The organism is Psychrobacter sp. CX10, assembly GCF_057621575.2.
Window position 1 is genome coordinate 1,334,335 of record NZ_CM177736.1, and the last position, 23,597, is coordinate 1,357,931.

Consider the following 23,597-nt stretch of genomic DNA (forward strand, 5'->3'; position numbering starts at 1 on the left):
CGCAACTTAAACGACTTTTAAAGTATCAGTATCGAACAGCATAATGACGCTAGGCGTAAAATATGATGACTAAACTTCCTATAAACCTATCGCATCTAATAGCCAGCTGTATAACGGCGCTAGTCTTAACAGGCTGTATTGAAGACCCTGCAGGTATTCATAACACAAATGTTGGTGACTACGTAAAAAATGGTAAAGGTGGCTGGGCACTTGATTGTCTAACAAACCGCCCCTTAGGTAGTGAGGCAGACTGGTTTTGGGAAGCACATAACCTACCTGTTGGTACAGTGGACTACGTTTGTAAAGAAGGTAAAGCCTATCTACCTGGACAAGCGCCAAACTGCGATGTACAAACAGGCTTTTGTCCGCCAGATAAAGAGACGAAGAAGTGTTATGGCTATGAAACGTCAATATATTATGCAAAACAGTGCAATGAAAATGACTATATATTGGGTTATTGGGAAGGCGATAAATGGATGAAAAGAGAAGGCAATGCGGACAATCCAGTTTGGATTGAAGGAAAATGGGCTGGCTTATAATTTTGAGATCTAACTAGATCAAATAATTAAATTATAAACGACTTTTAAAGTATCAGTATCGAACAGCATAATGACGCTAGGCGTAAAATATGATGACTAAACTTTCTATAAACCTATCGCATCTAATAGCCAGCAGTATAACAGCGCTAGTTCTAGCAGGCTGTATCGATAATATTGCAGGTATAGATAACTCAAAACCTGACGATTACATCCTTAATGGGGATGGAGGCTGGGCAATACATTGTCGGACAGGAAGACCCTTAGGCGTTTCAGCCGATCGATTTTGGAAGGCAAACAACCTACCTGCTGGTACAGTGGACTACGTTTGTAAAGAAGGCAAAGCCTATCTACCTGGACAAGCGCCAAACTGCGATGTACAAACAGGCTTTTGTCCGCCAGATAAAGACACTAAGAAGTGTTTTTCTTTTGAAAATGGATATTACTACTATAGTAAAAATTGCAAAAATAATGACAGTTTAAGTGGATACTGGAAAGGCGATATATGGATGAAAAGAGAAGGCAATGCGGATAATCCAGTCTGGGTTGAAGGTAAATGGTTTGGAATGTGATATAGCAGTATTGGATTATCGCAACTTAAACGACCTTTAAAATAGTAGTATCGAACAGCGTAATGACGCTAGGCGTAAAATATGATGACAAAACTTCCTATAAACCTATCGCATCTGATCGTCAGCTTTATAACGGCGCTAGTCTTAACAGGCTGTATTGAAGACCCTGCAGGTATTCATAACACAAATGTTGATGACTACATCCTTAATGGGGATGGAGGTTGGGCAATGCATTGTCGGACAGGAAGACCCTTAGGCGTTTCAGCCGATCGATTTTGGAAGGCAAACAACCTACCTGCTGGTACAGTGGACTACGTCTGTAAAGAAGGTAAAGCCTATCTACCTGGACAAGCACCAAACTGCGATGTACAAACAGGCTTTTGTCCGCCAGATAAAGATACGAAGAAATGTTATGGCTATGAAACGTCATTATATTATGCAAAACAGTGTGATGAAAATGACTTTATAATGGGTTACTGGGAAGGCGATAAATGGATGATAAGAGAAGGAAGTTTAGACAATCCAGTCTGGGTTGAAGGAAAATGGGCTGGCTTATAATTTTGAGATCTAACGATATAAAATCATTAAAATATAAACGACTTTTAAAGTATCAGTATCGAACAGCGTAATGACGCTAGGCGTAAAATATGATGACTAAACTTTCTATAAACCTACTAAATCTAATAGCCAGCTGTATAACGGCGCTAGTCCTAACAGGCTGTATTGATAATATCGCAGGTATAGATAACTCAAAGCCTGACGATTATATCCTTAATGGGGATGGAGGCTGGGCACTTGATTGTCTAACAAACCGCCCCTTAGGTAGTGAGGCAGACTGGTTTTGGGAAGCAAACAACCTACCTGCTGGCACTGTGGACTACGTCTGTAAAGAAGGCAAAGCCTATCTACCTGGACAAGCGCCAAACTGCGATATGCAAAAAGGCTTTTGTCCGCCAGATAAAGACACTAAGAAGTGTTTTTCTTTTGAAAATGGATATTACTACTATAGTAAAAATTGCAAAAATAATGACAGTTTAAGTGGTTACTGGAAAGGCGATATATGGATGAAAAGAGAAGGCAATGCGGATAATCCAGTCTGGGTTGAAGGTAAATGGTTTGGATTGTGATATAGCAGTATTGCATTATCGCAACTTAAACGACCTTTAGAATAGCAGTATCGAACAGCATAATGACTCTAGGCGTAAAATATGATGACTAAACTTCCTATAAACCTATCGCATCTAATAGCCAGCTGTATAACGGCGCTAGTCTTAACAGGCTGTATTGAAGACCCTGCAGGTATTCATAACACAAATGTTGATGACTACATCCTTAATGGTAAAGGCGGCTGGGCACTTGATTGTCTAACAAACCGCCCCTTAGGTAGTGAGGCAGATTGGTTTTGGGAAGCACATAACCTACCTGCTGGTACAGTGGACTACGTTTGTAAAGAAGGCAAAGCCTATCTACCTGGACAAGCGCCAAACTGTGATGTAGAAACAGGCTTTTGTCCGCCAGATAAAGACACTAAGAAGTGTTTTTCTTATGAAAATGGATATTACTACTATAGTAAAAATTGCAAAGAGAATGACAGTCTAAGTGGATACTGGGAAGGCGATAAATGGATGAAAAGAGAAGGCAATGCGGACAATCCAGTTTGGATAGAAGGAAAATGGGCTGGCTTGTGATATAGCTGTATTGCATTATCGCAACTTAAACGACTTTTAAAGTATCAGTATCGAACAGCATAATGACGCTAGGCGTAAAATATGATGAAAAAACTTTTTATAAACCTATCGCATCTGATCGCCAGCTTTATAACGGCGCTAGTCCTAGCAGGCTGTATCGATAATATCGCAGGTATAAATAACTCAAAACCTGACGATTATATCCTTAATGGGGATGGAGGTTGGGCAATGCATTGTCGGACAGGAAGACCCTTAGGCGTTTCAGCCGATCGATTTTGGAAGGCAAACAACCTACCTGCTGGTACAGTGGACTACGTTTGTAAAGAAGGCAAAGCCTATCTACCTGGACAAGCACCAAACTGCGATGTGCAAACAGGCTTTTGTCCGCCAGATAAAGACACTAAGAAGTGTTATAGCCTTGATACTTCATACTATTATGCTAAATCATGTAATGAAAATGATCGATTAGAGGGATACTGGGAAGCTGATAAATGGGTGAATAGAGTGCGTACAAGTAACGGTGTAAAATATATTGAAGGAAAATGGGCTGGCTTGTGATATAGCAGTATTGCATTATTGCATCTTAAACGACCTTTAAAATAGCAGTGTCGAACAGCGTAATGACGCTAGGCGTAAAATATGATGACTAAACTTTCTATAAACCTACTAAATCTAATAGCCAGCTGTATAACGGCGCTAGTCCTAACAGGCTGTATTGATAATATCGCAGGTATAGATAACTCAGGAAATCCTGATAAATACGTAAAAAATGGTAAAGGTGGCTGGGCACTTGATTGTCTAACAAACCGCCCCTTAGGTATGAGAGCAGATTGGTTTTGGGAAGCACATAACCTACCTGTTGGTACAGTGGACTACGTTTGTAAAGAAGGCAAAGCCTATCTACCTGGACAAGCGCCAAACTGCGATGTACAAACAGGCTTTTGTCCGCCAGATAAAGATACTAAGAAGTGTTCGGAAAAGCAATGGGACGGTGGTTATTATTATGCGAAAATTTGTGAACAAGGCGATACTATTGAGGGTTACTGGGAAGGCGATAAATGGATGATAAGAGAAGGAAGTTTAGACAATCCAGTCTGGGTTGAAGGAAAATGGGCTGGCTTATAAATTTGTGATATAGCAGTATTGCATTATCGCAACTTAAACGACTTTTAAAGTATCAGTATCGAACAGCGTAATGACGCTAGGCTTCAAATATGATGACTAAACTTTCTATAAACCTATCGCATCTCTTCATCAGCTGTATAACAGCGCTAGTCTTAACAGGCTGTATTGAAGACCCTGCAGGTATTCATAACACAAATGTTGATGACTACGTCCTTAATGGTAAAGGCGGCTGGGCACTTGATTGTCTAACAAACCGCCCCTTAGGTAGTGAGGCAGAATGGTTTTGGGAAGCACATAACCTACCTGCTGGCACAGTGGACTACGTTTGTAAAGAAGGTAAAGCCTATCTACCTGGACAAGCACCAAACTGCGATGTGCAAACAGGCTTTTGTCCGCCAGATAAAGACACTAAGAAGTGTTATAGCCTTGTTACTTCATACTATTATGCCAAATCATGTAATGAAAATGATCGATTAGAGGGATACTGGGAAGCTGATAAATGGGTGAATAGAGTGCGTACAAGTAACGGTGTAAAATATATTGAAGGAAAATGGGCTGGCTTATAATTTTGAGGAATAGCACTATTGCATTAGTGCAACTTAAACGACTTTTAAAGTATCAGTATCGAACAGCGTAATGACTCTAGGCGTAAAATATGATGATCAAACTTTCTATAAACCTATCGCATCTGATCGCCAGCTGTATAACGGCGCTAGTCCTAGCAGGCTGTATTGATAATATTGCAGGTATAGATAACTCAAAGCCTGATGATTATATACTTAATGGTAAAGGTGGCTGGGCAATGCATTGTCGGACAGGAAGACCCTTAGGCGTTTCAGCCGATCGATTTTGGAAGGCAAACAACCTACCTGCTGGTACAGTGGACTACGTTTGTAAAGAAGGCAAAGCCTATCTACCTGGACAAGCGCCAAACTGCGATATGCAAACAGGCTTTTGTCCGCCAGATAAAGATACGAAGAAGTGTTCGGAAAAGGAATGGGACGGTGGTTATTATTATTCGAAAACTTGTGAACAAGGCGATACTATTGAGGGTTACTGGGAAGGTGATAAATGGATGAATAGAGCAGGAAGTTTAGACAGTCCAGTTTGGGTTGAAGGAAAATGGTTTGGAATGTGATATAGCAGTATTGGATTATCGCAACTTAAACGACCTTTAAAATAGTAGTATCGAACAGCGTAATGACGCTAGGCGTAAAATATGATGACAAAACTTTCTATAAACCTATCGCATCTAATAGTCAGCTGTATAACGGCGCTAGTCCTAACAGGCTGTATCGACAATATCGCAGGTATAGATAACTCAAAGCCTGATGATTATATACTTAATGGTAAAGGTGGCTGGGCACTTGATTGTTTAACAAACCGCCCCTTAGGTAGTGAGGCAGCCATTGACAATACTGTTGGGCAGTTTGCCAATTAATACCCGCTGCTGCATTGGGTTGACGTATTCCTATGCTAATAGGTTGCATACTGACTTTATCTTGGCCAGTCGCCATGGTATAAATATCAAAGTCACCATAAGTCGCTTTATAAGCATTCATACTAAAGCTATCAAGCGTGACTTTATGTAATGGCTTATTGTCTGCATCTCCCGTCAATGGCAAGCCCTCTGTCCAGTCTAGCTTAAGACCAAAGCCCCCTATCTCAAGGCTACCACCCTCTACAAAGCGCATATTTGATTTTTGCTTGGGTACAAACTGATCAAGCTGCTGCTGTTCTGCATCCATTAGATTGTCTAGGGTTTGCGGAATGCCGTTTGCATCAGTTTTAGGTGTTGGCTCTGCTGCACAGGCTGTTAGGCACAGTGTATTCAAAATAAATAACATTAATAAGTCAGTTTTTTTCATAAACATAGCCTTAAATAAAATAGCAATTAATATACAAGTTGACTTTGAGTAGATATAAGCACGCCTTAGACATATAGCTAAACTCTCATTATATTAGGCAACTATAGATAATATGCGTAGATGCGCTGCACGTAGCTTTTAGATTTCACTAACCGAAAGATACGTAGAATACAACTTTTATTTTGATTGGATTAAAGCTTCATACATAAGTATGATTACGTGGCATACCCCGTCATAGGAGTGTTTTAGCCACGATTGCAGCGGATATACTGTACGGCAACATAGGCTGCTGTGGTCAGGCTTAAGATGGCACGCGAAGCAAGTGACATCGCAAGACATTACCACTGCCCTAATGTTGACGGACAGATAGTAGCGAAAAGCGTGAATAGCTGCTCAAAACTCAATACTTGCGAACGCTAAATAACTTGAAGTAATTCTAATTTTTAAGACTCCAATTAGTCGGCTTCCTACGAAAAATAATTAATCTGTGTAGACCATTGGTCTTTATCAATCACATTATCATCAGCCAAACTTAAATATTTTCCATCTCAAAAACAAAATGACACGTTAAATAACCGAAGCAATTGGGTTACGCTTCATTACACTTCATGTTTCACTTCTGCCCATTATGATGTACGAGTGACTACACTTAAATTCATTAAATGTTATGCTTAAAAGAACTGTCGTATTATGCCTTCTACCTACCTCAAACTGAGCTATATACTCTAGACTTTATCTGGCAATCTACCATTAACCAGCCGCATCATGCTCATATCCTTGTCTATAGCACCTACCTTCTAACCACTTATGAACGTCAATCGCAACTGGGCAATAGCCTATATCTTACCACCTTAGATGCCCAGCGTTAGCCCAACACCCGTACTGGTATCATCCAAGCCATTCACTACCAACACTCAAATGGGCCCCTACACTTCAATCAGCTTGATGTCGTCAGCCCCGACTGGCTACTGACCCAATCGTATCACACCCGTACCTTTATCAACCAGTCGCCCTTAGATATCATAACCGCTATCCTGACCGATTATGACTTCGATTGGCAACCGATAGGTGCCCTACTTGAACATCCCCCTCTTTAATCAGCCGATTTGACTGCTTACCCAATACGACGTCAGTGACTGGGACTTTATCACAAACCAACTTGCCGACACCGGCATCAACTCTCTATGGGTACCAGATGACTCTAGCGACAAGCTAGTTTACTGGCAGCTGCTCACTCCACATGACCGCTTAGGCAATACCTGTTATTACTGCTACGCCCAAGCTTCAGTACAGTCAGGACAAGACTCAATAAGTCAGCTTCAACCGGTTAGCAAACAACTGGGTAGTCAGCACGTTTTAGTACGTAGTGATGGCTTTGAGGCGGATGTCGTCTATGAGGGATCAGCCTTTGATGACTCTTCATAAGCGATTGATGACACCACCTGTCTTATTGCCGCGCCCTCTCGTGTGGACAGTGATGATGTCTCAGCCGCCGTTGCTAAACAGTGGGCCGCTGCAAATTCGACATGCCGTGAGTACTATCCTGTCGTAGGAGCGATGCGTGGACTGTATGTTACAAACGTAGTAGATATCACCCGCATGCCCACTATTCACGTCTTATCCGCTTACTGTATTGCCTCAACCTTAGTTGGCATAGAGCCTACAAGTGACAGTTTCTCTAATCATAATCATTCTTCAATCTAAGCGTGGTTGATGCGTCAATCGGTATCCGCTGATCTATGAGGATGATGCACACAGTGGATGGATTTAAGGTATCAGTCAGTTTGGGCTTGATAGTGATTTTAAAACCTATCTGCTGTTTGATGATACGCCAAATAAACTTGGGCTTCAGTGGTCAGTCAATACGCAGGATAAAGCCAATGCCAGTACACCGACATCATGTGATAAGGGTGTGTTCTCCCCAAGAGATCATGTGATAGAGCTTGGTGTATTGCGTCACCGCTTTGGTAATCATCAGTCTAGTATTCGTGGTGCTGGGTTTGAGGTGGTAAGTGATAAAGGCTTACAGCTGTCAGGGGATGGCGTTGTTTTGTTATCGACATTTGGTATACGCCATTCTCAAAGCCGTCATGAGTCGGCTTGGGTAAATGATGCCGGCGCTCGTTAGTTGTATATAGGCTATAGCTTGTCTGATAGTTATAGTGAGGCAAAGCAAGGTCATTTGCAGAGCGGGCAAGATGTAGATAAACAGATTGAGGCGTTTGAGCAGTCAGTACAGATCATAGATAGAGAATTAAACACGTAGGTGATATGCGCTGAAGATGTGATGTTGTTGAGCAAAGACAGTCTACTGGCATCAAGCCAAAACACTCTGTTTACGGCTAAGAGTATGGTGAGACAGTCTGGGTTAACTCAGTCGGATATGGTGGGCGGTAGTTATCAGCTACTTGGTGATTCGTTAAGCTCGCTTTCAGGAGTATCTGGTCAAGCAGCTAAGTCAGGCTTTCATGTGAGTGCCATTACTAAGCCGCTTGCGTTACAGGCGCAATGTGGTGAGCTGCAGCTACACTCTCAGTAAGGGTTGATGATAGATAGCGCATCAGGTGAGGTGCATGTGAGCTCACCGACTCGTATTAAACTGCAAACTAGCGGCGGGGCGTCGTTAACCATTGATGAGAGCGGGGTTAAGCTTGTGTGCCCAGGAGCGATTAAGATTCAGGCGGTGAAGAAGGGATTGGTGAGTGGTGCTCGGGCTACTGCTAGAATTTTAACTTTTCAAGAACTTGATAAAAATATAAATAAATTATTTGGTAGATAGCTCAACTGGTCGTATCTTAAAGAACAGACGTTTCCGCATAATAGATTCAAGTAATGGCCATATAGTTTTAGGTAAGTCTGATCAAATGGGTAAAATCAATGAACATTATCCAAATACACTATTAGAAATACTACCTGAAGAAAACAAAACTTATCAAAGTGATATAACAGGAAATTTGTCAAGTATATTGGAACACCCTGCGCCAAGTCCATTAAAAAATGTTATTACTGCTAATGATCAAGACTCTATAAATGCAATTGTTGATAACTTAAAAGCTAAAGATTCATCATTTAAATCACATTATGACAGAAGAATTAAAACAGGGTTTACTTTAGACTCAGTACCCCTTGTTCCTAATGGAACTAAACTGATTTCATTCAAGAGCTTATTAAAATTAGCACCTAATACTGGAAGTAAAATGTTTTATAAATCATATATTGGCTTTGCATCTAATGAAAAGATCTTCCATGATACTATTGAGGTTTTAGAAGGATATAAATATTTACCAAATGAATATTACTATGTTTACGGTCATGGTAGCAATACCGGTATTTTATGGGTAAATACTTATGATCCTGACCCTATACAAAGAGAACTGAATTTAACAAGATCAGATAATCAATATGTATCAATTAAAAGAAAAAATAAAAGAGAAAGGATTGAAGCTATAAATAGATTCTATGAAATTATAAGAAAGAATGGTTATAAGGATAATCAAACATTAGTCTTACTATCATGTAACGTAGGTAATGGTATTAATAAAACTATCGCTCAATATATTTCTGAACATCCAAATATAGGTACAGTATATGCTCCAACTTCTGTAACTTGGTATCGCTCATCTGATCCGAGTGTAGACTCTTATTATAGATGGCTACATCCTGACTCAAATATGAAAACCCTACCAGAAAAAAAGCTAATGGGTCATTTCAGAGTTTTCAATATCGCTACAATAGTACGTAGTAACAGGTAGAACTTATGTTAATAGAAAAGTTAATACTATCATTAATAGCTGTACTGATTTTATCTTCTTGCGATACTTCTACAACGTACAATCAAGGGCCAAAAATAAATAGCTCTAATGAACAAAAGATTGAGTTACCAACTAATAGGCGCTTGAGTTTTAATGAAGCAATGGATTTAAGAGCTAGCGATTTAAATCTTAGGATTTATGACGCAAGAAGAATTGAACTACTGAAAAAATATGCTCAAGACCCAAATGAAATAAACGCTCAATATGCATGGGCAACATATCAATTATGGCATGAGAATAAACCTAGTGTTGAAACTCAAGGCTATAAAAGTATTTTTCGATTGGCAGAACTTGGACATCCATACGCTTGTGCTGACGTTTATACATGGAGTTACGAAACTGATATTCAGTTTATAGAAAATAAACTGAGACTGAATTATAAAGATATTTTAGCTATTAAAGATAGATGTTTAGAAGTTGCTTTAGAATACAATGCTAACTCTATAAAATACAAATTAATTGAAAAGTTTTTTTCTGATTATAGCCGTGGAGAAGATTACTCTGATTTCAATATTGTTTCAGAGGAATCAATGAAAGACGTAGATCAAGAAACATTAGATAATATTAAAGAATATTTAATAATGTATTTGTTTTCAAGGGATAATCAATTTATGAATAATATTCCAGCAAATAATTTAGCTAACGATAAACTAATAAGTTTATATCTTCAATTATTAGCATATGACCCTTATGAATTTAACTCAATAGAGTCATGCGCTTGGTTAAAATATTACGATGAAGATTTTATTCCCTATTTAAAAGCCAAAAATCTTCCTAATATTAAGATTATTGAAGAAAAATTAATCAATGCTCTGCCGATCTTAAGAGCTAAGCTCCAAGAAATACAAATTGATGAAGAAGCATGTCAATCCAGATATCTTGAAATAAGAGATACTAAACGTGACAACCGATCATTAATGTTAGATTTCTATTAATTTAAAAAATAGAATGATAATCCAAATACAACGTTATCCTCAAATTTTAATGAGCTGAAGACTCAAACATTAGCCTTAGACGGTAAAACAGCGTATATGGCTAAAAGTACCATGCATAGAGGCGATGGAAACCCGCAACAACTTTACATTACTGATTTAATTATCAAAAACCATTATTTACATATAAGTGCCAGTAATAGTGGCTTTCCATATGTTTGTGTACCTAATGTAGATAATAAGGAAAATCGATTTTACCGCATTGTCATTCAAGGTTAATTAAAATGAACCACTTTATGAAAATTATTAATACTATGATAATAAGTGTTTGCTTAATAGGAGTGACAGCTTGCAATGATTTGCAAAACTGGAATAGTAGCTATCTATCAGGAGGAACAGAATACCTATCGAATGAGCAAGGAAGTATGGTAGGAGATTGTAGAGGAGATAATTTAAGTCTCAGGCATGAACCATTTTCAGAAGCTGATAGATTTTGGCAATACAACAATTTACCTAAAGGGACGTTTCGATTTGTGTGTAAAGATGGCAAAGCTTACTTACCTTATAAAGTGACTGATTGTCAAGGCAACCTTATTGCAAAACAGCCTGGTGGTGTTGAAGGATTTAGAGCAAAGCATAAATTGAATAATGGGAATATGAGGTTTACTTGCAATAATGGCACCGTTACTCCTGTTCCATTAAGTAGCTTGCAATAAATTATTAAATATTTAATCTTATCTGGAGTGTAGCCCACAATTTTAAATCAGCTATATTAAAATTTTAATGATACTTAGCAAGCATATTGCTCATTACATAGTGAAAGGACAACCTCACATCTAACCACGAAATTTCGGTTAAATGAACAACCTATATCTTCCTAGAGATATAATACCACCCAAAGATTGTGAAGGTAATTCGCTAACCACACCACAAATTCGTAAATATTGGCGAAAGCACAACCTGCCAGTTGGTACAAGGAATTTGACTGCAGTACGGGGGTGCCGCTAGTACCTCAAGACAAATAAGCCATAAGAATAACAGGCCTCTCAGGTTAATCAAACAATAAGGACATTATCATGCAAGCGATTAAAGCTTCATTACTTACCACCAGCCTCTTAGGTCTAACCGCATGTCCGCCTACTGGACAGATTTTTGGCGGACAAATTGATGCTTTAAAAAATGATCAAGGCAGCTCATTATGGGAATGTAGAACTGATATTAACCCAGTAACTGGGCGACCTGTGTTCGATATCATTCCAAAAAGCTTAGCCAATACTTTTTGGATTAAACATAACCTTTCTAAATGCACTTTATATTAAGTTGGTGACGGTACTAAAGCCTATTTACCCAAAGATTTTTAAGTTAATTCGCTAACCACACCTTAGATTCTTAATTATAATAAATGCATACTACCTATATACCTATTTATTGTCTATAATAATTTAGCTTTTTTTAATCATAGTTTAAAATCATACTTAGAGATATATCTAATGCCCCTGCAAACTGACCGTTTACACCAGTTGATCGTACAATCCACCGCTGTCTCTCCACATGCCCTCCTCCCTCTTAGTTTCACATGGCAAACCTTAATCAATACCTCTAATACTGCTCATATATTAGCTTATACTACCGAGCTATTATTACCAAACGATTGCGACGCACTACTAGGCAGCTCACTTTGTTTAACCACCCTCAATATATCCCGCAACGTAACCTCACGTACTGGCTTAATAAAATCTTTTAACTATCTATACTCTGATGGCGCCTTACACTTTTATGAGATAAAAGTCGTCTCTCCAGATTGGCTATTAAGTCAAACCACACATACCCGAACCTTTGTAGAACAGTCTACCTTAGACATTATTACCAGCATACTTAAGTCATATGACTTTAAATGGGAAGTCTCTGATGATTTAATGCAATTAGAGCAGTTTACTCGCACCCTCCCCCTGCGTACTCAAATTAACATTAGTGACAAAGAATTTATAAACAACCTATTGGCTGATATTGGTGTATATAGCGTGTGGGTTAGTGCGGACACTGTTGATAGCAATAGCATCAGTATAGATACCATTGGCATCTGGTGCTTAATATCAGACTTACCGCAGCTAACACAGTTTGATGTTCCGGATGTGGACTACACCTATGCTCAAGCTTCGGTGCAGTCAGGTCATGATACTGTGCAGCAGCTGCAGCCTATGAATAAAAAGCTTGGCGCAAATGAAGTCACTGTACTCAGTGATGGCTTAGCCTTTGATACTATCTATGAGGGCACAGCTTTTGATGAGTCTTTATTATGCAGTGATAAAAGCGCAGTATTAATCGGTTCACCTTCTAGAATAGACAGTGATGATGCAGCATTAAAGCATGCCAATTTATGGGTTAAAGCCAATGCTTGCCATCGTGAATACTATAAAGCCACAGGTTCTATGCGCGGCTTGTATCTAGGCGCTCAAGTAACTATTAATGAGCTCCCCTCCATTGATATGTTAAGCAGTTATTGTATTGGTGCTCAAATCGTGGGCATAGAACCTGCGAGTAACAGTACCGCGTATCATCATAAACAACAGATCATAACGTGGTTAGACTCACACGGTGTGCCGATGCAAGGCAGCGAAGTGGCTTTTGATACAGGCGTCTGGGTCAACGCAACCCTACTTGACACCTCAATCCCGTACACGCCCTACCCAAGTGAATTATCTTTTGCCGCGCACACCTACTCAGGACTCACGCAAGCTCATACCGGTCAAGCAGACTCAAACAGCTACGACTCTACAATCACCGAGTCAGGTCTGCATAAAGTGGTCACTACCCCCGTATATGCAGGCATCAGTGACAATGATGATGGCATCACCCCGCCCCTTCGATCTTTGCAGCTCTCCTCAGGTGCCACGCACGGTTGGCAATTTGCACCAAGACTAGGTCAAGCGGTATTACTCACGCACTGGTATGGCGACATAGACAGTCCTGTTATCCTGCGTAGCTTATATGAAGGTATGGGCATGGGGGATATTGATGACAAAGATGTTACCTATCAATCAGGTGGTAAACCTCATCGCTATAACCTAAATGGCGGCGCCTCCCCGCGTTGGCATGGCGGCGCTTTAGGATTATCACAAATCGGTGACGATGACACCCATGCTGGATGGGTGTCAGGCATCAGTCAGTTTGGGCTCGATAGCGAGTCTGAGACTACCCTACTCTTTGATGACACGCCCAACAAGATAGGCATGCAGTGGACGGTAAATACTAAAGATCGCGCTAATGCCGCCACTCCGACTATAGGTGATAAAGGGGTATTTAGTCCAAGCGAGCATATGCTTGAGCTTGGGGTACTGCGTCACCGCTTTGCGAATCATCAATCCACTTCTACTGGCGATGGCTTTCGTTTGGCCAGTGATGAGGGGGTGCAAATCACTGGTGCCTCAGGTACGCTTTTGTCCACCTTTGATATTCGTCATTCTCAAAGCACGCATGAATCTGCTTGGGTGAATGATGCTGGTGTGCGTCAGTTAGAGTTAGGCTTTGAGCTAACGGAGGTGTTTGATGAGGCAAAGCAGGCGCATCTGCAAGCTCGGCAAGAGGTAGATGTCCAGGTGAAGGCGTTTAAGGAGTCCGCTCAGGTATTGGATGAGGGCTTGGGTGCTGAGTCGCTAGGCGCATCTGATGTGATGCTTGTTAGCCGTGATAGTGTTTTGGCATCAAGTGGTCATACGCTGTTTACGGCCAAACAGGTGATGCGTCAGTCAGCACTGACGCAATCGGATATGGTGGCTGGCCATTATAAGCTGCATGCGGATAGTTTAAGTAGCTTAGCTGGCGCTGGTGGTAATGCGGCTAAGTCGGGCTTTCATGTGAGTGCCAATACTAAGCCAGTTGCTATACAGGCCCAGGGCGGCGAGCTGCAGCTACATTCACAGCTTGGGATGACGATAGGTAGCGCATCGGGTGAGGTGCATGTGAGCTCCCCGACTCGGATTAAACTGCAAACGAGTGGCGGGGCGTCGTTAACGATTGATGAGAGCGGAGTTAAGCTTGTGTGCCCAGGAACGATTAAGATTCAGGCGGTGAAGAAGGGATTGGTGAGCGGGGCTCGGGCTACTGCTAAACCACTGTCACTACATGGATCTAATATAAAGAGTTATCTAACCTATATTGTTAAAGATGCTATGGGAAAGCCTATCGCAAATACAGACTATATCTTATTTATGGAAGATGGCACTACTAAAAGCGGGAGAACCGATGCCCAAGGTAGAACTAAGAAGGTTGTGACTGAGACACCAGAGGAAGTTGGTATTCATATTTCTGGCGATGACTACGAAGGATTTACGGTTAGTATGGAAGGATCTGAATAATGGAAGAAAAGAGCTATAGAATTGATATCATGAGAAAGATGGCTGACGGTTCTGGATCAAAAATTAATGCTAAAGAAGTTCTCATCGTCTGCAATAGTAAAAAAGAGTTTTGGGTTAGTCCAGGGTATAGAACCAAAACTTTTGTAAAAGTTAAAACATGGGACGAGCTAAAGTCGGTCGTTGTTTTCGATTATGGAAATGATGGCAGACGTTATGATGTTTCAGTCAGTGACTCAGTTATCAGGACCCTCAAAGCCCATCCACGAGATAACGACTATGCGTACTCAAAAATATTATATTTGAGTGATTCTCGCGGAATCATGCGTTTACAGTTTTATGCGGAAGTTTATGAAAACAGCAGTACTGAAAGAGTAGCTCCTACATATGGAAGAGTAGACTATCAGATTGATTATGAACATAAAGGTGTTCTTAAAAAAATATTTGGTGAAACTAGTCCAGTTGAAGAATTAACTTACAATCATAATTATACAAAAAAACTACCTATTATATTTGGCACAAATTATCGAATATACTTACGTAATGGCTCAAATTTAATTAGCCCTTATCTAAAAGGTCAGAATGGCGCTAAGCCATTAATATTAAAAATACCTAATAAGGCAGAATTAGCAAAAGATTCTTGGGAAAGGCAAGGATATACCTATATCAAGCGCTATCGGTTGCAAACTTTTTTACAATTTAAAGTAAAAGGAAGTAATGGAATAAATGTTCAAAATGTAAAGATACAGTTGTTGAGCCATAGTAACAGAGTAGTTAAGACCCTGACAGTCAGAGCCGATGGTTTAACTGACAAAATAGCTGCAGATTATAAACGAAATGTAAAAGTCTTACTCGATGGCAAGCATATTCCGAATGCTAAGCTGATGAATAGAAGAGCTGATAAAGAAGCGACACCTAGAGTTAAAGGCTATACTTACGATATTGTTATACCTATTTCTACTGCGACAACCGTTCCATCTGCAACAGCTAATGAAACAGCTTTGGCATCTGTATCAGCTAAAATTAAGCCGCCATTAGTATATGACTTAGAAAATCAAGAATTAATAGTTTTAAAACCATCTGACTATGAACAATTTGAGGAAATAGCATCAGAGCTGACAAAGCTGATAGGTGGAACCTCTAAGTTACGTGGCGACTACTCAAATGCTTTACAAAGCACGCAAAATCGTACCTTAGAACAAGTTAAAACAATAGAAGATAACTTAAAACTGTCTGAGGATAGCGTTAAAAATCACCTAAATAGTAACTATAAAAACAAAGCTGATTTAAAGGAGGTCTTCTTAGTTGAGGGTTATGTTGGATCTAATAGTGAGGGTAATACACGCTTAGCGAGAAAATACCTAAAAAAAGATAGGTATTTAAGGTATCGTAATAACAGGCTCAATAAAACAAATTATAAAATCAAAATTAAAGCTCCTAGTGGTATAGACTTATCCACCAGTCCCAAATCTATTAAACTTAACGACCTGAAAGATAGTGTTAAATCGATATCTGTTTCGAAAAGTTTTAAATACGAAACACAAACATTCATCAAAGATTTTGACGGTCTAAGTGAAGGTATGATTAAATCAGTTAATGAGCTTAGTCGCTGTCTCCATGAATCTAAACATTTCAAAGTAGATGTAGATGCTCAGTGGATGAGAGCAGTAGCAGGTGCTTCTGCGAATGGCTCTGCTTCATGGAGTCCCTCCCAAGGCGATATCGGTCTAAAAGGTGGGTTTAATTTAAACGGTAAGATGGTGCTTTGTGAAGGTAACTTAAATACTAAGCTTGCTCTACCATCATTGGATGGCTGGAGAGTGGCAACAGTCTTTGATTCAGCTGGCGAAATAGATCTTGGCGCTATTCGGTTTGTGTTATCTTGCGACTTCTATGGGTTTGTCGGTGCAAAAGCTGGTATTGCAGGTGCAGCTTCTATTAAATTTGAACGGGGCGCTCAACGATTAAATGCAGCACGTAAAGCGCCTACGGAAACCATTGCTAATATGTGGGATGCGGCTAAACACAGACCTAAATTTGTCGCTGAAAGAAGCTATGAACGCACTGAAGTATTACAAGCAAACTCAAACGTAGGTGCTGATATTGGCGTTGATGCCTTTGCTGGTGTAGAAGCTGGTATTACCCCTGCAGGTAGCATTGAGTGGTTAAGTCCAGAAGCCAAAGGCTTTAAAGCATTTGCAAAAATATCGGCAACCGTTGCAGGGAGTGCTGGTATAGGTGCTAGAGGTAGCTTTTATGTCTTTTATAGCAATGGAAAATTTAAAATAAGAGTACATGCGGCGCTTTGTCTTGGGGTGGGTGGTAAAGGGAGTGCAGAGTTTGAGATCGACAGTGGATTAATTTTAGAATTTACACGTTGGCTGTCATATCAACTGATGAATGCAGGGTTTCGTACTTTAGTATTTGTCCACGAAGAAGCCTTTGCTTATTTAAGTCAGCTTTCTGTTATGGTGCTTGGTAAAGACTCAAATATTACTCTGGCATTACAAAATATATCAGATAATTTCCGGAAGTTTTTAGATTACATAGATACTGATAAAGCAAGAGTTAAACTGGCACAACGTATCATTAGTAAACGTGATGATGATTGGTTAAAGTACGCCACACCTGAAGCAAAAGGTATGCTCCTTTATCAACTGACTCGCCATGCAAAAATTAGCCACTTAAGCGATCTTCCTACTACGTCAATCAGAGGTTTTAATGATGTAGATATTGATTTATTAGATTATCGAAAACAAGCTATTATCATTATATTTACTACTGTTACCACTTCACCTGAGTGGCTCAATACAGTCCAACATATGACTATAGACGGAAGTAAGGGAAGTCTAGGTAAAAATCAGGGTGATATCATTCGTTTGCTCAATTATGGTGAAGCATTAGCAGATGAGTCATCAGTCCTAGATATCATAAATTCAGGCAATACATCCAACCCAAACACTGGTAGCTATTATGTTGATGAGTATATAAAAATGCTACAAAATGTAAAACCTCAATTCCCTAAGGGCATCGAAGTGGTTAAAAATACAGATCCAGCTTACGATATCTATAGCAGTCTAGGTGATTACGCTAGTCCTACCTTTTATGCAGCTGCTAATCCAGAACAATTTGATTCAGCTGTTTTTGCAAGTGAACTAGATTTAACAGTAGCACAAGATAATACATTAATGGCTCAGAATAATATTGGTGAAGATACGGATGATAGTTACCCAACCTAAAAGATTACTTTGTAACTTTTTACCTGAGCCAATAGCCATGTAAACTAGCACCTTCAGCCTAATAAGTTTATTGTTCTACAAGTTAAAATTAAGCTCCTACAAATAAGATAAAATTCAAATATTTAATTCAATGGCACTTTACTGTTTGCGACACAACGGGCAGAGGTTGCTCTATTTTGGTTTAAGTCAGGATCATCAGAAATCAAAGGTGGATCAGGTAGTCTTTGAAAGCGCCTAACAGTGACTGGACCTCCTGCATTGACATTATTAGCTGAGCCTTCATTGGCATCCACACCACGTAATACCTTTTCAGTACCCGTCTTTGGACCTTGCGGATTATGTTCAGGACTGTTGGCATAATATTCAGCATCATACCAGTCTAGCATCCATTCGTAGTTTTGATTCACCATATCATACAGCCCTAATGGATTGGGTGGGTATAAACCGACAATAGGTACAGTAAGAACAGGGTCGTATTTTCGGCTGTACGCTCTTTTTTGCGCATACGTCCACATATTACGTCCTGGGTCTATCACTCCTGTATCAGTTGGAAATAGTACGTACTGCCCTCGGTTACGCGCCGCATATTCCCACTGGGCTTCGGTTGGCAAATCCATCGGTACATCATGCTGTTGACCCAGCCACTGACAATACTGCTGGGCAGTTTGCCAATTGATACCTGCTGCCGCATCGGGTTGACGTATTCCTATGCTAATAGGTTGCATACTGACTTTATCTTGGCCAGTCGCCATGGTATAGGTATCAAAGTCACCATAAGTCGCTTTATAAGCATTCATACTAAAGCTATCAAGCGTAACTTTATGTAATGGCTTATTATCTGCATATCCTAATAAAGGCAACCCTTCTGTCCAGTCTAGCTTATGACCAAAGTCCCCCATCTCAAAGCTACCACCTTCTACAAAGCGCATGTTTGCTTTTTGCTTGGCCAAAAACGTATTAAGCTGCTGTTGTTCTGCATCATTAAGATTGTCTCGGGTTTGCGGAATGCCGTTTGCATCGGTTTTAGGTGTTGGCTCAGCGGCGCAAGCGGTTAGGCACAGTGTACTCATGGACAGTATTAAGGAGGTGATAGCGACATTCATAGGGTGGGACCTTTTAAGTCTTATTTAATTAACGTATTATAAATATTATAGGTTTTGAGGGTAAACTTTGCTAATCATATTTTGCTGATTGTTATTAAATTACAACGAATTCTTTTCAAAATAGATTTCACTAGACCTAACTATTCGTTTTAATTATTTTAATCTCATAATTACGCTAGTCCTACCTTTTATGCAGCCGCAAATCCAGAACAATATGATTCAGCTGTTTTTGCAAGTGAACTAGATTTAACAGTAGCACAAGATAATACATTAATGGCTCAGAAAAATATTGGTGAAGATACGGATGATAGTTACCCAACCTAAAAGATTACTATGTAACTTTTTACCTGAGCCAATAGCCATGTAAACTAGCATCTTCAGCTTAATAAGTTTATTGTTCTACAAGTTAAAATTAAGCTCCTACTACATAAGATCAAATCAAATGTTTAATTCAATGGCACTTTACTGTTTGCGACACAACGGGCAGAGGTATTATAGTTTTGGTTTGAGTCAGGATCATCAGAAATCAAAGGTGGATCAGGTAGTTTTTGAAAACGCCCCACATTAACTTCTCCAACGGCTTGTTGGTTACCTGCTGAGCCTTCTCCAGCTGGTACACTGCGTAACACTTTTTCTGTGCCCGTCTTTGGGCCTTTCGGGTTATGTTCAGGACTGTTGGCATAATATTCAGCATCATACCAGTCTAGCATCCATTCATAGTTTTGATTCACCATATCATACAACCCCAATGGATTGGGTGGATATAATCCCACAATGGGTACTGCTAAAACCGTATCATATTTATCGCTGTACGCTTTTTTTTGCGCATAGGTCCACATATTACGACCTGGGTCTATTACTCCTGTATCAGTTGGAAATAGAATGTACTGCCCTCGGTTACGCGCCGCATACTCCCACTGGGCTTCGGTTGGCAAATCCATCGGTACATCAAGCTGTTGACCCAGCCATTGACAATACTGCTGGGCAGTTTGCCAATTGATACCTGCTGCCGCATCGGATTGACGTATTTTTATACCAATACGCTGCATACTGACTTTATCTTAGCCAGTCGCCATGGTATAGGTATCAAAGTCACCATAAGTCGCTTTATAAGCATTCATACTAAAGCTATCAAGCGTGACTTTATGTAATGGCTTATTATCTGCATCTCCCGTCAATGGCAACCCCTCTGTCCAGTCTAGCTTATGACCGAAGTCTCCCATTTCAAAGCTACCACCCTCTACAAAGCGCATATTTGCCTTTTGCTTGGCTAAAAACTGATCCATTTGCTGCTGTTCTGCATCAGTAAGATTGTCTCGGGTTTGCGGAATGCCGTTTGCATCAGTTTTAGGTGTTGGCTCTGCTGCACAGGCTGTTAGGCACAGTGTATTCAAAATAAATAACATTAATAAGTCAGTTTTTTTCATAAACATAGCCTTAAATAAAATAGCAATTAATATACAAGTTGACTTTGAGTAGATATAAGCACGCCTTAGACATGTAGTTAAACTCTTATTATATTAGGCAACTATAGATAACATGCGTAGAAGCGTTGCACGTAACTTTTAGATTTCCCTAACCGAAAGATACGTAGAATACTACTTTTATCTTGATTGGATTAAAGCTTCATACAAAAGTTTGACTATGTGGCATACCCCGTTATAGAAGTGTTTTAGCCACGATTGCAGCGGATATACTGTACGGCAACATAGGCTGCTGTGGTCAGGCTTGATATGGCACGCGAAGCAAGTGACATCGCAAGACATTACCACTGCCCTAATGTTGACGGACAGATAGTAGCGAAAAGCGTGAATAGCTACTCAAAACTCAATCCTTGCGAACGCCGAATCACTTGAAGTAATTCTAATTTTTAAGACTCCAATTAGTCGGCTTCCTACAAAAAATAATTAATCTGTGTAGACCATTGGTCTTTATCAATCACATTATAATTAGCCAAACTTAAATATTTTCCATCTCAAAACAAAATGAGGCGTTAAATAACCGAAGCAATTGGGTTTCGCTTCTTTATACTTCACGCTACACTTCTGCCCATTATGATGTACAAGTGACTAAACTTAAATTCATTAAATGTTATGCTTAAAAGAAATGTCGTTTTATGCCTTCTACCTACCTCAAACTGAGCTATATACTCTAGCCTTTATCTGGCAATCTACCATTAACCAGCCGCATCACGCTCATATCCTTGTCTATAGCACCTACGTGCTAACCACTTATGAACGTCAATCGCAACTGGGCAACAGCCTATATCTTACCACCTTAGATGCCCAGCGTTAGCCCAACACCCGTACTGGTATCATCCAAGCCATTCACTACCAACACTCAAACGGGCCCCTACACTTCTATCAGCTTGATGTCGTCAGCCCCGACTGGCTACTGACCCAATCGTATCACACCCGTACCTTTATCAACCAGTCGCCCTTAAATATCATAACCGCTATCCTGACCGATTATGACTTCGATTGGCAACCGACAGGTGCCCTACTTGAGCATCCCCTCTTTAATCAGCCGATTTGACTGCTTACCCAAGCTAACGTCAGTGACTGGGACTTTATCACAAACCAACTTGCCGACACCGGCATCAACTCCCTATGGGTACCAGATGACTCTAGCGACAAGCTAGTTTACTGGCAGCTGCTCACTCCACATGACCGCTTAGGCGATACCTGTTATTACTGCTACGCCCAAGCTTCAGTACAGTCAGTACAAGACTCAATAAGTCAGCTTCAACCGGTTAGCAAACAACTGGGTAGTCAGCACGTTTTAGTACGTAGTGATGGCTTTGAGGCGGATGTCGTCTATGAGGGATCAGCCTTTGATGACTCTTCTTAAGCGATTGATGACACCACCTGTCTTATTGCCGCGCCCTCTCGTGTGGACAGTGATGATGTCTCAGCCGCCGTTGCTAAACAGTGGGCCGCTGCAAATTTGACATGCCGTAAGTACTATCCTGTCGTAGGAGCGATGCGTGGACTGTATGTTACAAACGTAGTAGATATCACCCGCATGCCCACTATTCACGTCTTATCCGCTTACTGTATTGCCTCAACCTTAGTTGGCATAGAGCCTACAAGTGACAGTGTCTCTTATCATAATCATTCTTCAATCTAAGCGTGTTTGATGCGTCAATCGGTATCCGCTGATCAATGAGGATGATGCACACAGTGGATGGATTTCAGGTATCAGTCAGTTTGGGCTTGATAGTGATTTTAAAACCTATCTGCTGTTTGATGATAAGCCAAATAAACTTGGGCTTCAGTGGTCTGTCAATACGCAGGATAAAGCCAATGCCAGTACACCGACATCATGTGATAAGGGTGTGTTCTCCCCAAGAGAACATGTAATAGAGCTTGGTGTATTGCGTCACCGCTTTGGTAATCATCAGTCTAGTATTCGTGGTGCTGGGTTTGAGGTGGTAAGTGATAAAGGCTTACAGCTGTCAGGGGATGGCGGTGTTTTGTTATCGACATTTGGTATACGCCATTCTCAAAGCCGTCATGAGTCGGCTTGGGTAAATGGCGCGGGCGCTCGTCAACTGGATATAGGCTATAGCTTGTCTGATAGTTATAGTGAGGCAAAGCAAGGTCATTTGCAGAGCGGGCAAGATGTAGATAAACAGATTGAGGCGTTTGAGCAGTCAGTACAGATCATAGATAGAGAATTAAACACGTAGGTGATATGCGCTGAAGATGTGATGTTGTTGAGCAAAGACAGTCTACTGGCATCAAGCCAAAACACTCTGTTTACGGCTAAGAGTATGGTGAGACAGTCTGGGTTAACTCAGTCGGATATGGTGGGCGGTAGTTATCAGCTACTTGGTGATTCGTTAAGCTCGCTTTCAGGAGTATCTGGTCAAGCAGCTAAGTCAGGCTTTCATGTGAGTGCCATTACTAAGCCGCTTGCGTTACAGGCGCAATGTGGTGAGCTGCAGCTACACTCTCAGTAAGGGTTGATGATAGATAGCGCATCAGGTGAGGTGCATGTGAGCTCACCGACTCGTATTAAACTGCAAACTAGCGGCGGGGCGTCGTTAACCATTGATGAGAGCGGGGTTAAGCTTGTGTGCCCAGGAGCGATTAAGATTCAGGCGGTGAAGAAGGGGTTGGTTGCTGGGGCTTTTGATAAAGAAGGTATACTGGATTATCAAGACCCTCATGATGAGATGTTTATCATACGTTATCAATATGGCGATCCTGTACCTGGATTTCGCTATAAGATAGTTGATGAGAATAGTAAGGTCTTATATGGTCGCGCTTAGGAAAAGGGTCAAACGGATCGTATTTTTAGTAGAGCTAACAAGATCAAGCTTAAGATTCATCCAGATATGCGTAGTGTTAGTGGCGGTGTTGAGG

28 protein-coding genes and 1 pseudogene are annotated in these 23,597 nt (G+C 40.5%); 26 read left to right on the forward strand and 3 right to left on the reverse strand.

Going from position 1 to position 23,597, the window contains the following annotated elements; translation table 11 throughout:
* Positions 1–62: 62 nt before the first annotated feature.
* From AC21OH_RS05420 to AC21OH_RS05460, 9 genes are all read left to right on the forward strand, one after another.
* Positions 63–539 carry a hypothetical protein gene (locus tag AC21OH_RS05420; protein WP_487371696.1) on the forward strand — a complete coding sequence of 159 codons (477 nt, stop codon included), beginning with the start codon at positions 63–65 and terminating at the stop codon, positions 537–539.
* Between the two features lie 89 nt (positions 540–628).
* The gene (locus AC21OH_RS05425) at positions 629–1,108 is read left to right on the forward strand and encodes a hypothetical protein (protein WP_487371695.1); all 480 of its coding nucleotides are present in this window, start codon (positions 629–631) and stop codon (positions 1,106–1,108) included.
* 81 nt (positions 1,109–1,189) lie between these two features.
* Positions 1,190–1,666, forward strand: coding sequence for a hypothetical protein (locus AC21OH_RS05430; protein ID WP_487371694.1), 477 nt, complete (start codon positions 1,190–1,192; stop codon positions 1,664–1,666).
* Between the two features lie 89 nt (positions 1,667–1,755).
* The gene (locus AC21OH_RS05435) at positions 1,756–2,235 is read left to right on the forward strand and encodes a hypothetical protein (RefSeq protein WP_487371740.1); all 480 of its coding nucleotides are present in this window, start codon (positions 1,756–1,758) and stop codon (positions 2,233–2,235) included.
* Positions 2,236–2,316: 81 nt separating this feature from the next.
* Positions 2,317–2,796: a hypothetical protein gene (locus AC21OH_RS05440; protein ID WP_487371730.1), complete on the forward strand. Its 480-nt coding sequence runs from the start codon at positions 2,317–2,319 to the stop codon at positions 2,794–2,796.
* A gap of 81 nt (positions 2,797–2,877) precedes the next feature.
* Positions 2,878–3,354: a hypothetical protein gene (locus tag AC21OH_RS05445; protein ID WP_487371729.1), complete on the forward strand. Its 477-nt coding sequence runs from the start codon at positions 2,878–2,880 to the stop codon at positions 3,352–3,354.
* An 81-nt stretch (positions 3,355–3,435) separates the two neighbouring features.
* A complete protein-coding gene (locus AC21OH_RS05450; RefSeq protein ID WP_491140284.1) occupies positions 3,436–3,921 on the forward strand; it encodes a hypothetical protein in 486 nt (161 codons plus the stop codon).
* Positions 3,922–4,010: 89 nt separating this feature from the next.
* Positions 4,011–4,487, forward strand: coding sequence for a hypothetical protein (locus AC21OH_RS05455; protein WP_487371635.1), 477 nt, complete (start codon positions 4,011–4,013; stop codon positions 4,485–4,487).
* An 89-nt stretch (positions 4,488–4,576) separates the two neighbouring features.
* Complete coding sequence (locus AC21OH_RS05460; protein ID WP_487371636.1) at positions 4,577–5,059, forward strand: hypothetical protein; 483 nt, start codon at positions 4,577–4,579, stop codon at positions 5,057–5,059.
* A 205-nt stretch (positions 5,060–5,264) separates the two neighbouring features.
* Here AC21OH_RS05460 and AC21OH_RS05465 read toward each other — a convergent pair whose 3' ends face one another.
* Positions 5,265–5,789: an SUMF1/EgtB/PvdO family nonheme iron enzyme gene (locus AC21OH_RS05465; protein WP_487371637.1), complete on the reverse strand. Its 525-nt coding sequence runs from the start codon at positions 5,787–5,789 to the stop codon at positions 5,265–5,267.
* 662 nt (positions 5,790–6,451) lie between these two features.
* Between AC21OH_RS05465 and AC21OH_RS05470 the strand changes: the two genes are divergently transcribed.
* The 11 genes from AC21OH_RS05470 to AC21OH_RS05520 all read left to right on the forward strand — a co-directional run bounded on the left by AC21OH_RS05470 (position 6,452) and on the right by AC21OH_RS05520 (position 18,124).
* Positions 6,452–6,658 (forward strand): hypothetical protein, encoded by a 207-nt coding sequence (locus AC21OH_RS05470; RefSeq protein WP_487371638.1) that lies wholly within the window; start codon positions 6,452–6,454, stop codon positions 6,656–6,658.
* 598 nt (positions 6,659–7,256) lie between these two features.
* Positions 7,257–7,493, forward strand: coding sequence for a hypothetical protein (locus AC21OH_RS05475; RefSeq protein WP_487371639.1), 237 nt, complete (start codon positions 7,257–7,259; stop codon positions 7,491–7,493).
* Positions 7,494–7,701: 208 nt separating this feature from the next.
* Positions 7,702–7,917 (forward strand): hypothetical protein, encoded by a 216-nt coding sequence (locus tag AC21OH_RS05480; protein ID WP_487371640.1) that lies wholly within the window; start codon positions 7,702–7,704, stop codon positions 7,915–7,917.
* A 156-nt stretch (positions 7,918–8,073) separates the two neighbouring features.
* Positions 8,074–8,328, forward strand: a complete 255-nt coding sequence (locus AC21OH_RS05485; RefSeq protein WP_487371734.1) for a hypothetical protein — start codon at positions 8,074–8,076, stop codon at positions 8,326–8,328.
* A 6-nt stretch (positions 8,329–8,334) separates the two neighbouring features.
* Positions 8,335–8,568, forward strand: a complete 234-nt coding sequence (locus AC21OH_RS05490; protein WP_491140289.1) for a DUF2345 domain-containing protein — start codon at positions 8,335–8,337, stop codon at positions 8,566–8,568.
* Positions 8,558–9,541, forward strand: a complete 984-nt coding sequence (locus tag AC21OH_RS05495) for a DUF8616 domain-containing protein (RefSeq protein WP_491140291.1) — start codon at positions 8,558–8,560, stop codon at positions 9,539–9,541. Before AC21OH_RS05490 ends, AC21OH_RS05495 begins: the two co-directional genes overlap by 11 nt.
* Positions 9,542–9,546: 5 nt before the next feature.
* Positions 9,547–10,536, forward strand: coding sequence for a hypothetical protein (locus tag AC21OH_RS05500; protein ID WP_487371691.1), 990 nt, complete (start codon positions 9,547–9,549; stop codon positions 10,534–10,536).
* Between the two features lie 338 nt (positions 10,537–10,874).
* Complete coding sequence (locus AC21OH_RS05505) at positions 10,875–11,249, forward strand: hypothetical protein (protein WP_491140293.1); 375 nt, start codon at positions 10,875–10,877, stop codon at positions 11,247–11,249.
* 360 nt (positions 11,250–11,609) lie between these two features.
* Positions 11,610–11,852, forward strand: coding sequence for a hypothetical protein (locus AC21OH_RS05510; RefSeq protein ID WP_487371715.1), 243 nt, complete (start codon positions 11,610–11,612; stop codon positions 11,850–11,852).
* A 171-nt stretch (positions 11,853–12,023) separates the two neighbouring features.
* Positions 12,024–14,888: a DUF2345 domain-containing protein gene (locus tag AC21OH_RS05515; protein ID WP_491140296.1), complete on the forward strand. Its 2,865-nt coding sequence runs from the start codon at positions 12,024–12,026 to the stop codon at positions 14,886–14,888.
* The gene (locus AC21OH_RS05520; protein WP_487371549.1) at positions 14,888–18,124 is read left to right on the forward strand and encodes a hypothetical protein; all 3,237 of its coding nucleotides are present in this window, start codon (positions 14,888–14,890) and stop codon (positions 18,122–18,124) included. The genes AC21OH_RS05515 and AC21OH_RS05520 overlap by 1 nt, the downstream gene beginning before the upstream one ends.
* A 122-nt stretch (positions 18,125–18,246) precedes the next feature.
* On the opposite strand, the gene AC21OH_RS05525 is transcribed toward AC21OH_RS05520, so the two are convergent.
* Together AC21OH_RS05525 and AC21OH_RS05530 are read right to left on the reverse strand one after the other, a co-directional pair.
* Positions 18,247–19,227, reverse strand: coding sequence for a formylglycine-generating enzyme family protein (locus AC21OH_RS05525; RefSeq protein ID WP_487371548.1), 981 nt, complete (start codon positions 19,225–19,227; stop codon positions 18,247–18,249).
* Between the two features lie 446 nt (positions 19,228–19,673).
* Positions 19,674–20,660: pseudogene (locus AC21OH_RS05530) on the reverse strand (SUMF1/EgtB/PvdO family nonheme iron enzyme).
* Between the two features lie 673 nt (positions 20,661–21,333).
* Between AC21OH_RS05530 and AC21OH_RS05535 the strand changes: the two are divergent.
* From AC21OH_RS05535 to AC21OH_RS05560, 6 genes are all read left to right on the forward strand, one after another.
* Positions 21,334–21,522: a hypothetical protein gene (locus AC21OH_RS05535; protein ID WP_487371547.1), complete on the forward strand. Its 189-nt coding sequence runs from the start codon at positions 21,334–21,336 to the stop codon at positions 21,520–21,522.
* 30 nt (positions 21,523–21,552) lie between these two features.
* Entirely contained in the window at positions 21,553–21,762 is a 210-nt protein-coding gene (locus tag AC21OH_RS05540; protein ID WP_491140413.1) for a hypothetical protein, read from the forward strand.
* Between the two features lie 357 nt (positions 21,763–22,119).
* On the forward strand, positions 22,120–22,356 hold the full coding sequence (locus AC21OH_RS05545) for a hypothetical protein (protein ID WP_487371546.1): 237 nt from the start codon (positions 22,120–22,122) through the stop codon (positions 22,354–22,356).
* 208 nt (positions 22,357–22,564) lie between these two features.
* On the forward strand, positions 22,565–22,918 hold the full coding sequence (locus AC21OH_RS05550; RefSeq protein ID WP_491140299.1) for a type VI secretion system Vgr family protein: 354 nt from the start codon (positions 22,565–22,567) through the stop codon (positions 22,916–22,918).
* Between the two features lie 18 nt (positions 22,919–22,936).
* Positions 22,937–23,191 (forward strand): hypothetical protein, encoded by a 255-nt coding sequence (locus AC21OH_RS05555; RefSeq protein WP_487371734.1) that lies wholly within the window; start codon positions 22,937–22,939, stop codon positions 23,189–23,191.
* A 6-nt stretch (positions 23,192–23,197) separates the two neighbouring features.
* Positions 23,198–23,503, forward strand: coding sequence for a DUF2345 domain-containing protein (locus AC21OH_RS05560; protein WP_491140301.1), 306 nt, complete (start codon positions 23,198–23,200; stop codon positions 23,501–23,503).
* Positions 23,504–23,597: the final 94 nt, after the last annotated feature.

Excerpts from the sequence above, each read along its gene's own strand:
- AC21OH_RS05420 (WP_487371696.1), top strand. The coding sequence starts at position 63 with ATGATGACTAAACTTCCTATAAACCTATCGCATCTAATAGCCAGCTGT.
- AC21OH_RS05425 (WP_487371695.1), top strand. The coding sequence starts at position 629 with ATGATGACTAAACTTTCTATAAACCTATCGCATCTAATAGCCAGCAGT.
- AC21OH_RS05430 (WP_487371694.1), top strand. The coding sequence starts at position 1,190 with ATGATGACAAAACTTCCTATAAACCTATCGCATCTGATCGTCAGCTTT.
- AC21OH_RS05435 (WP_487371740.1), top strand. The coding sequence starts at position 1,756 with ATGATGACTAAACTTTCTATAAACCTACTAAATCTAATAGCCAGCTGT.
- AC21OH_RS05440 (WP_487371730.1), top strand. The coding sequence starts at position 2,317 with ATGATGACTAAACTTCCTATAAACCTATCGCATCTAATAGCCAGCTGT.
- AC21OH_RS05445 (WP_487371729.1), top strand. The coding sequence starts at position 2,878 with ATGATGAAAAAACTTTTTATAAACCTATCGCATCTGATCGCCAGCTTT.
- AC21OH_RS05450 (WP_491140284.1), top strand. The coding sequence starts at position 3,436 with ATGATGACTAAACTTTCTATAAACCTACTAAATCTAATAGCCAGCTGT.
- AC21OH_RS05455 (WP_487371635.1), top strand. The coding sequence starts at position 4,011 with ATGATGACTAAACTTTCTATAAACCTATCGCATCTCTTCATCAGCTGT.
- AC21OH_RS05460 (WP_487371636.1), top strand. The coding sequence starts at position 4,577 with ATGATGATCAAACTTTCTATAAACCTATCGCATCTGATCGCCAGCTGT.
- AC21OH_RS05465 (WP_487371637.1), bottom strand. The coding sequence starts at position 5,789 with ATGAAAAAAACTGACTTATTAATGTTATTTATTTTGAATACACTGTGC.
- AC21OH_RS05470 (WP_487371638.1), top strand. The coding sequence starts at position 6,452 with ATGTTATGCTTAAAAGAACTGTCGTATTATGCCTTCTACCTACCTCAA.
- AC21OH_RS05490 (WP_491140289.1), top strand. The coding sequence starts at position 8,335 with ATGATAGATAGCGCATCAGGTGAGGTGCATGTGAGCTCACCGACTCGT.
- AC21OH_RS05500 (WP_487371691.1), top strand. The coding sequence starts at position 9,547 with ATGTTAATAGAAAAGTTAATACTATCATTAATAGCTGTACTGATTTTA.
- AC21OH_RS05510 (WP_487371715.1), top strand. The coding sequence starts at position 11,610 with ATGCAAGCGATTAAAGCTTCATTACTTACCACCAGCCTCTTAGGTCTA.
- AC21OH_RS05515 (WP_491140296.1), top strand. The coding sequence starts at position 12,024 with ATGCCCCTGCAAACTGACCGTTTACACCAGTTGATCGTACAATCCACC.
- AC21OH_RS05520 (WP_487371549.1), top strand. The coding sequence starts at position 14,888 with ATGGAAGAAAAGAGCTATAGAATTGATATCATGAGAAAGATGGCTGAC.
- AC21OH_RS05525 (WP_487371548.1), bottom strand. The coding sequence starts at position 19,227 with ATGAATGTCGCTATCACCTCCTTAATACTGTCCATGAGTACACTGTGC.
- AC21OH_RS05535 (WP_487371547.1), top strand. The coding sequence starts at position 21,334 with ATGTCGTTTTATGCCTTCTACCTACCTCAAACTGAGCTATATACTCTA.
- AC21OH_RS05560 (WP_491140301.1), top strand. The coding sequence starts at position 23,198 with ATGATAGATAGCGCATCAGGTGAGGTGCATGTGAGCTCACCGACTCGT.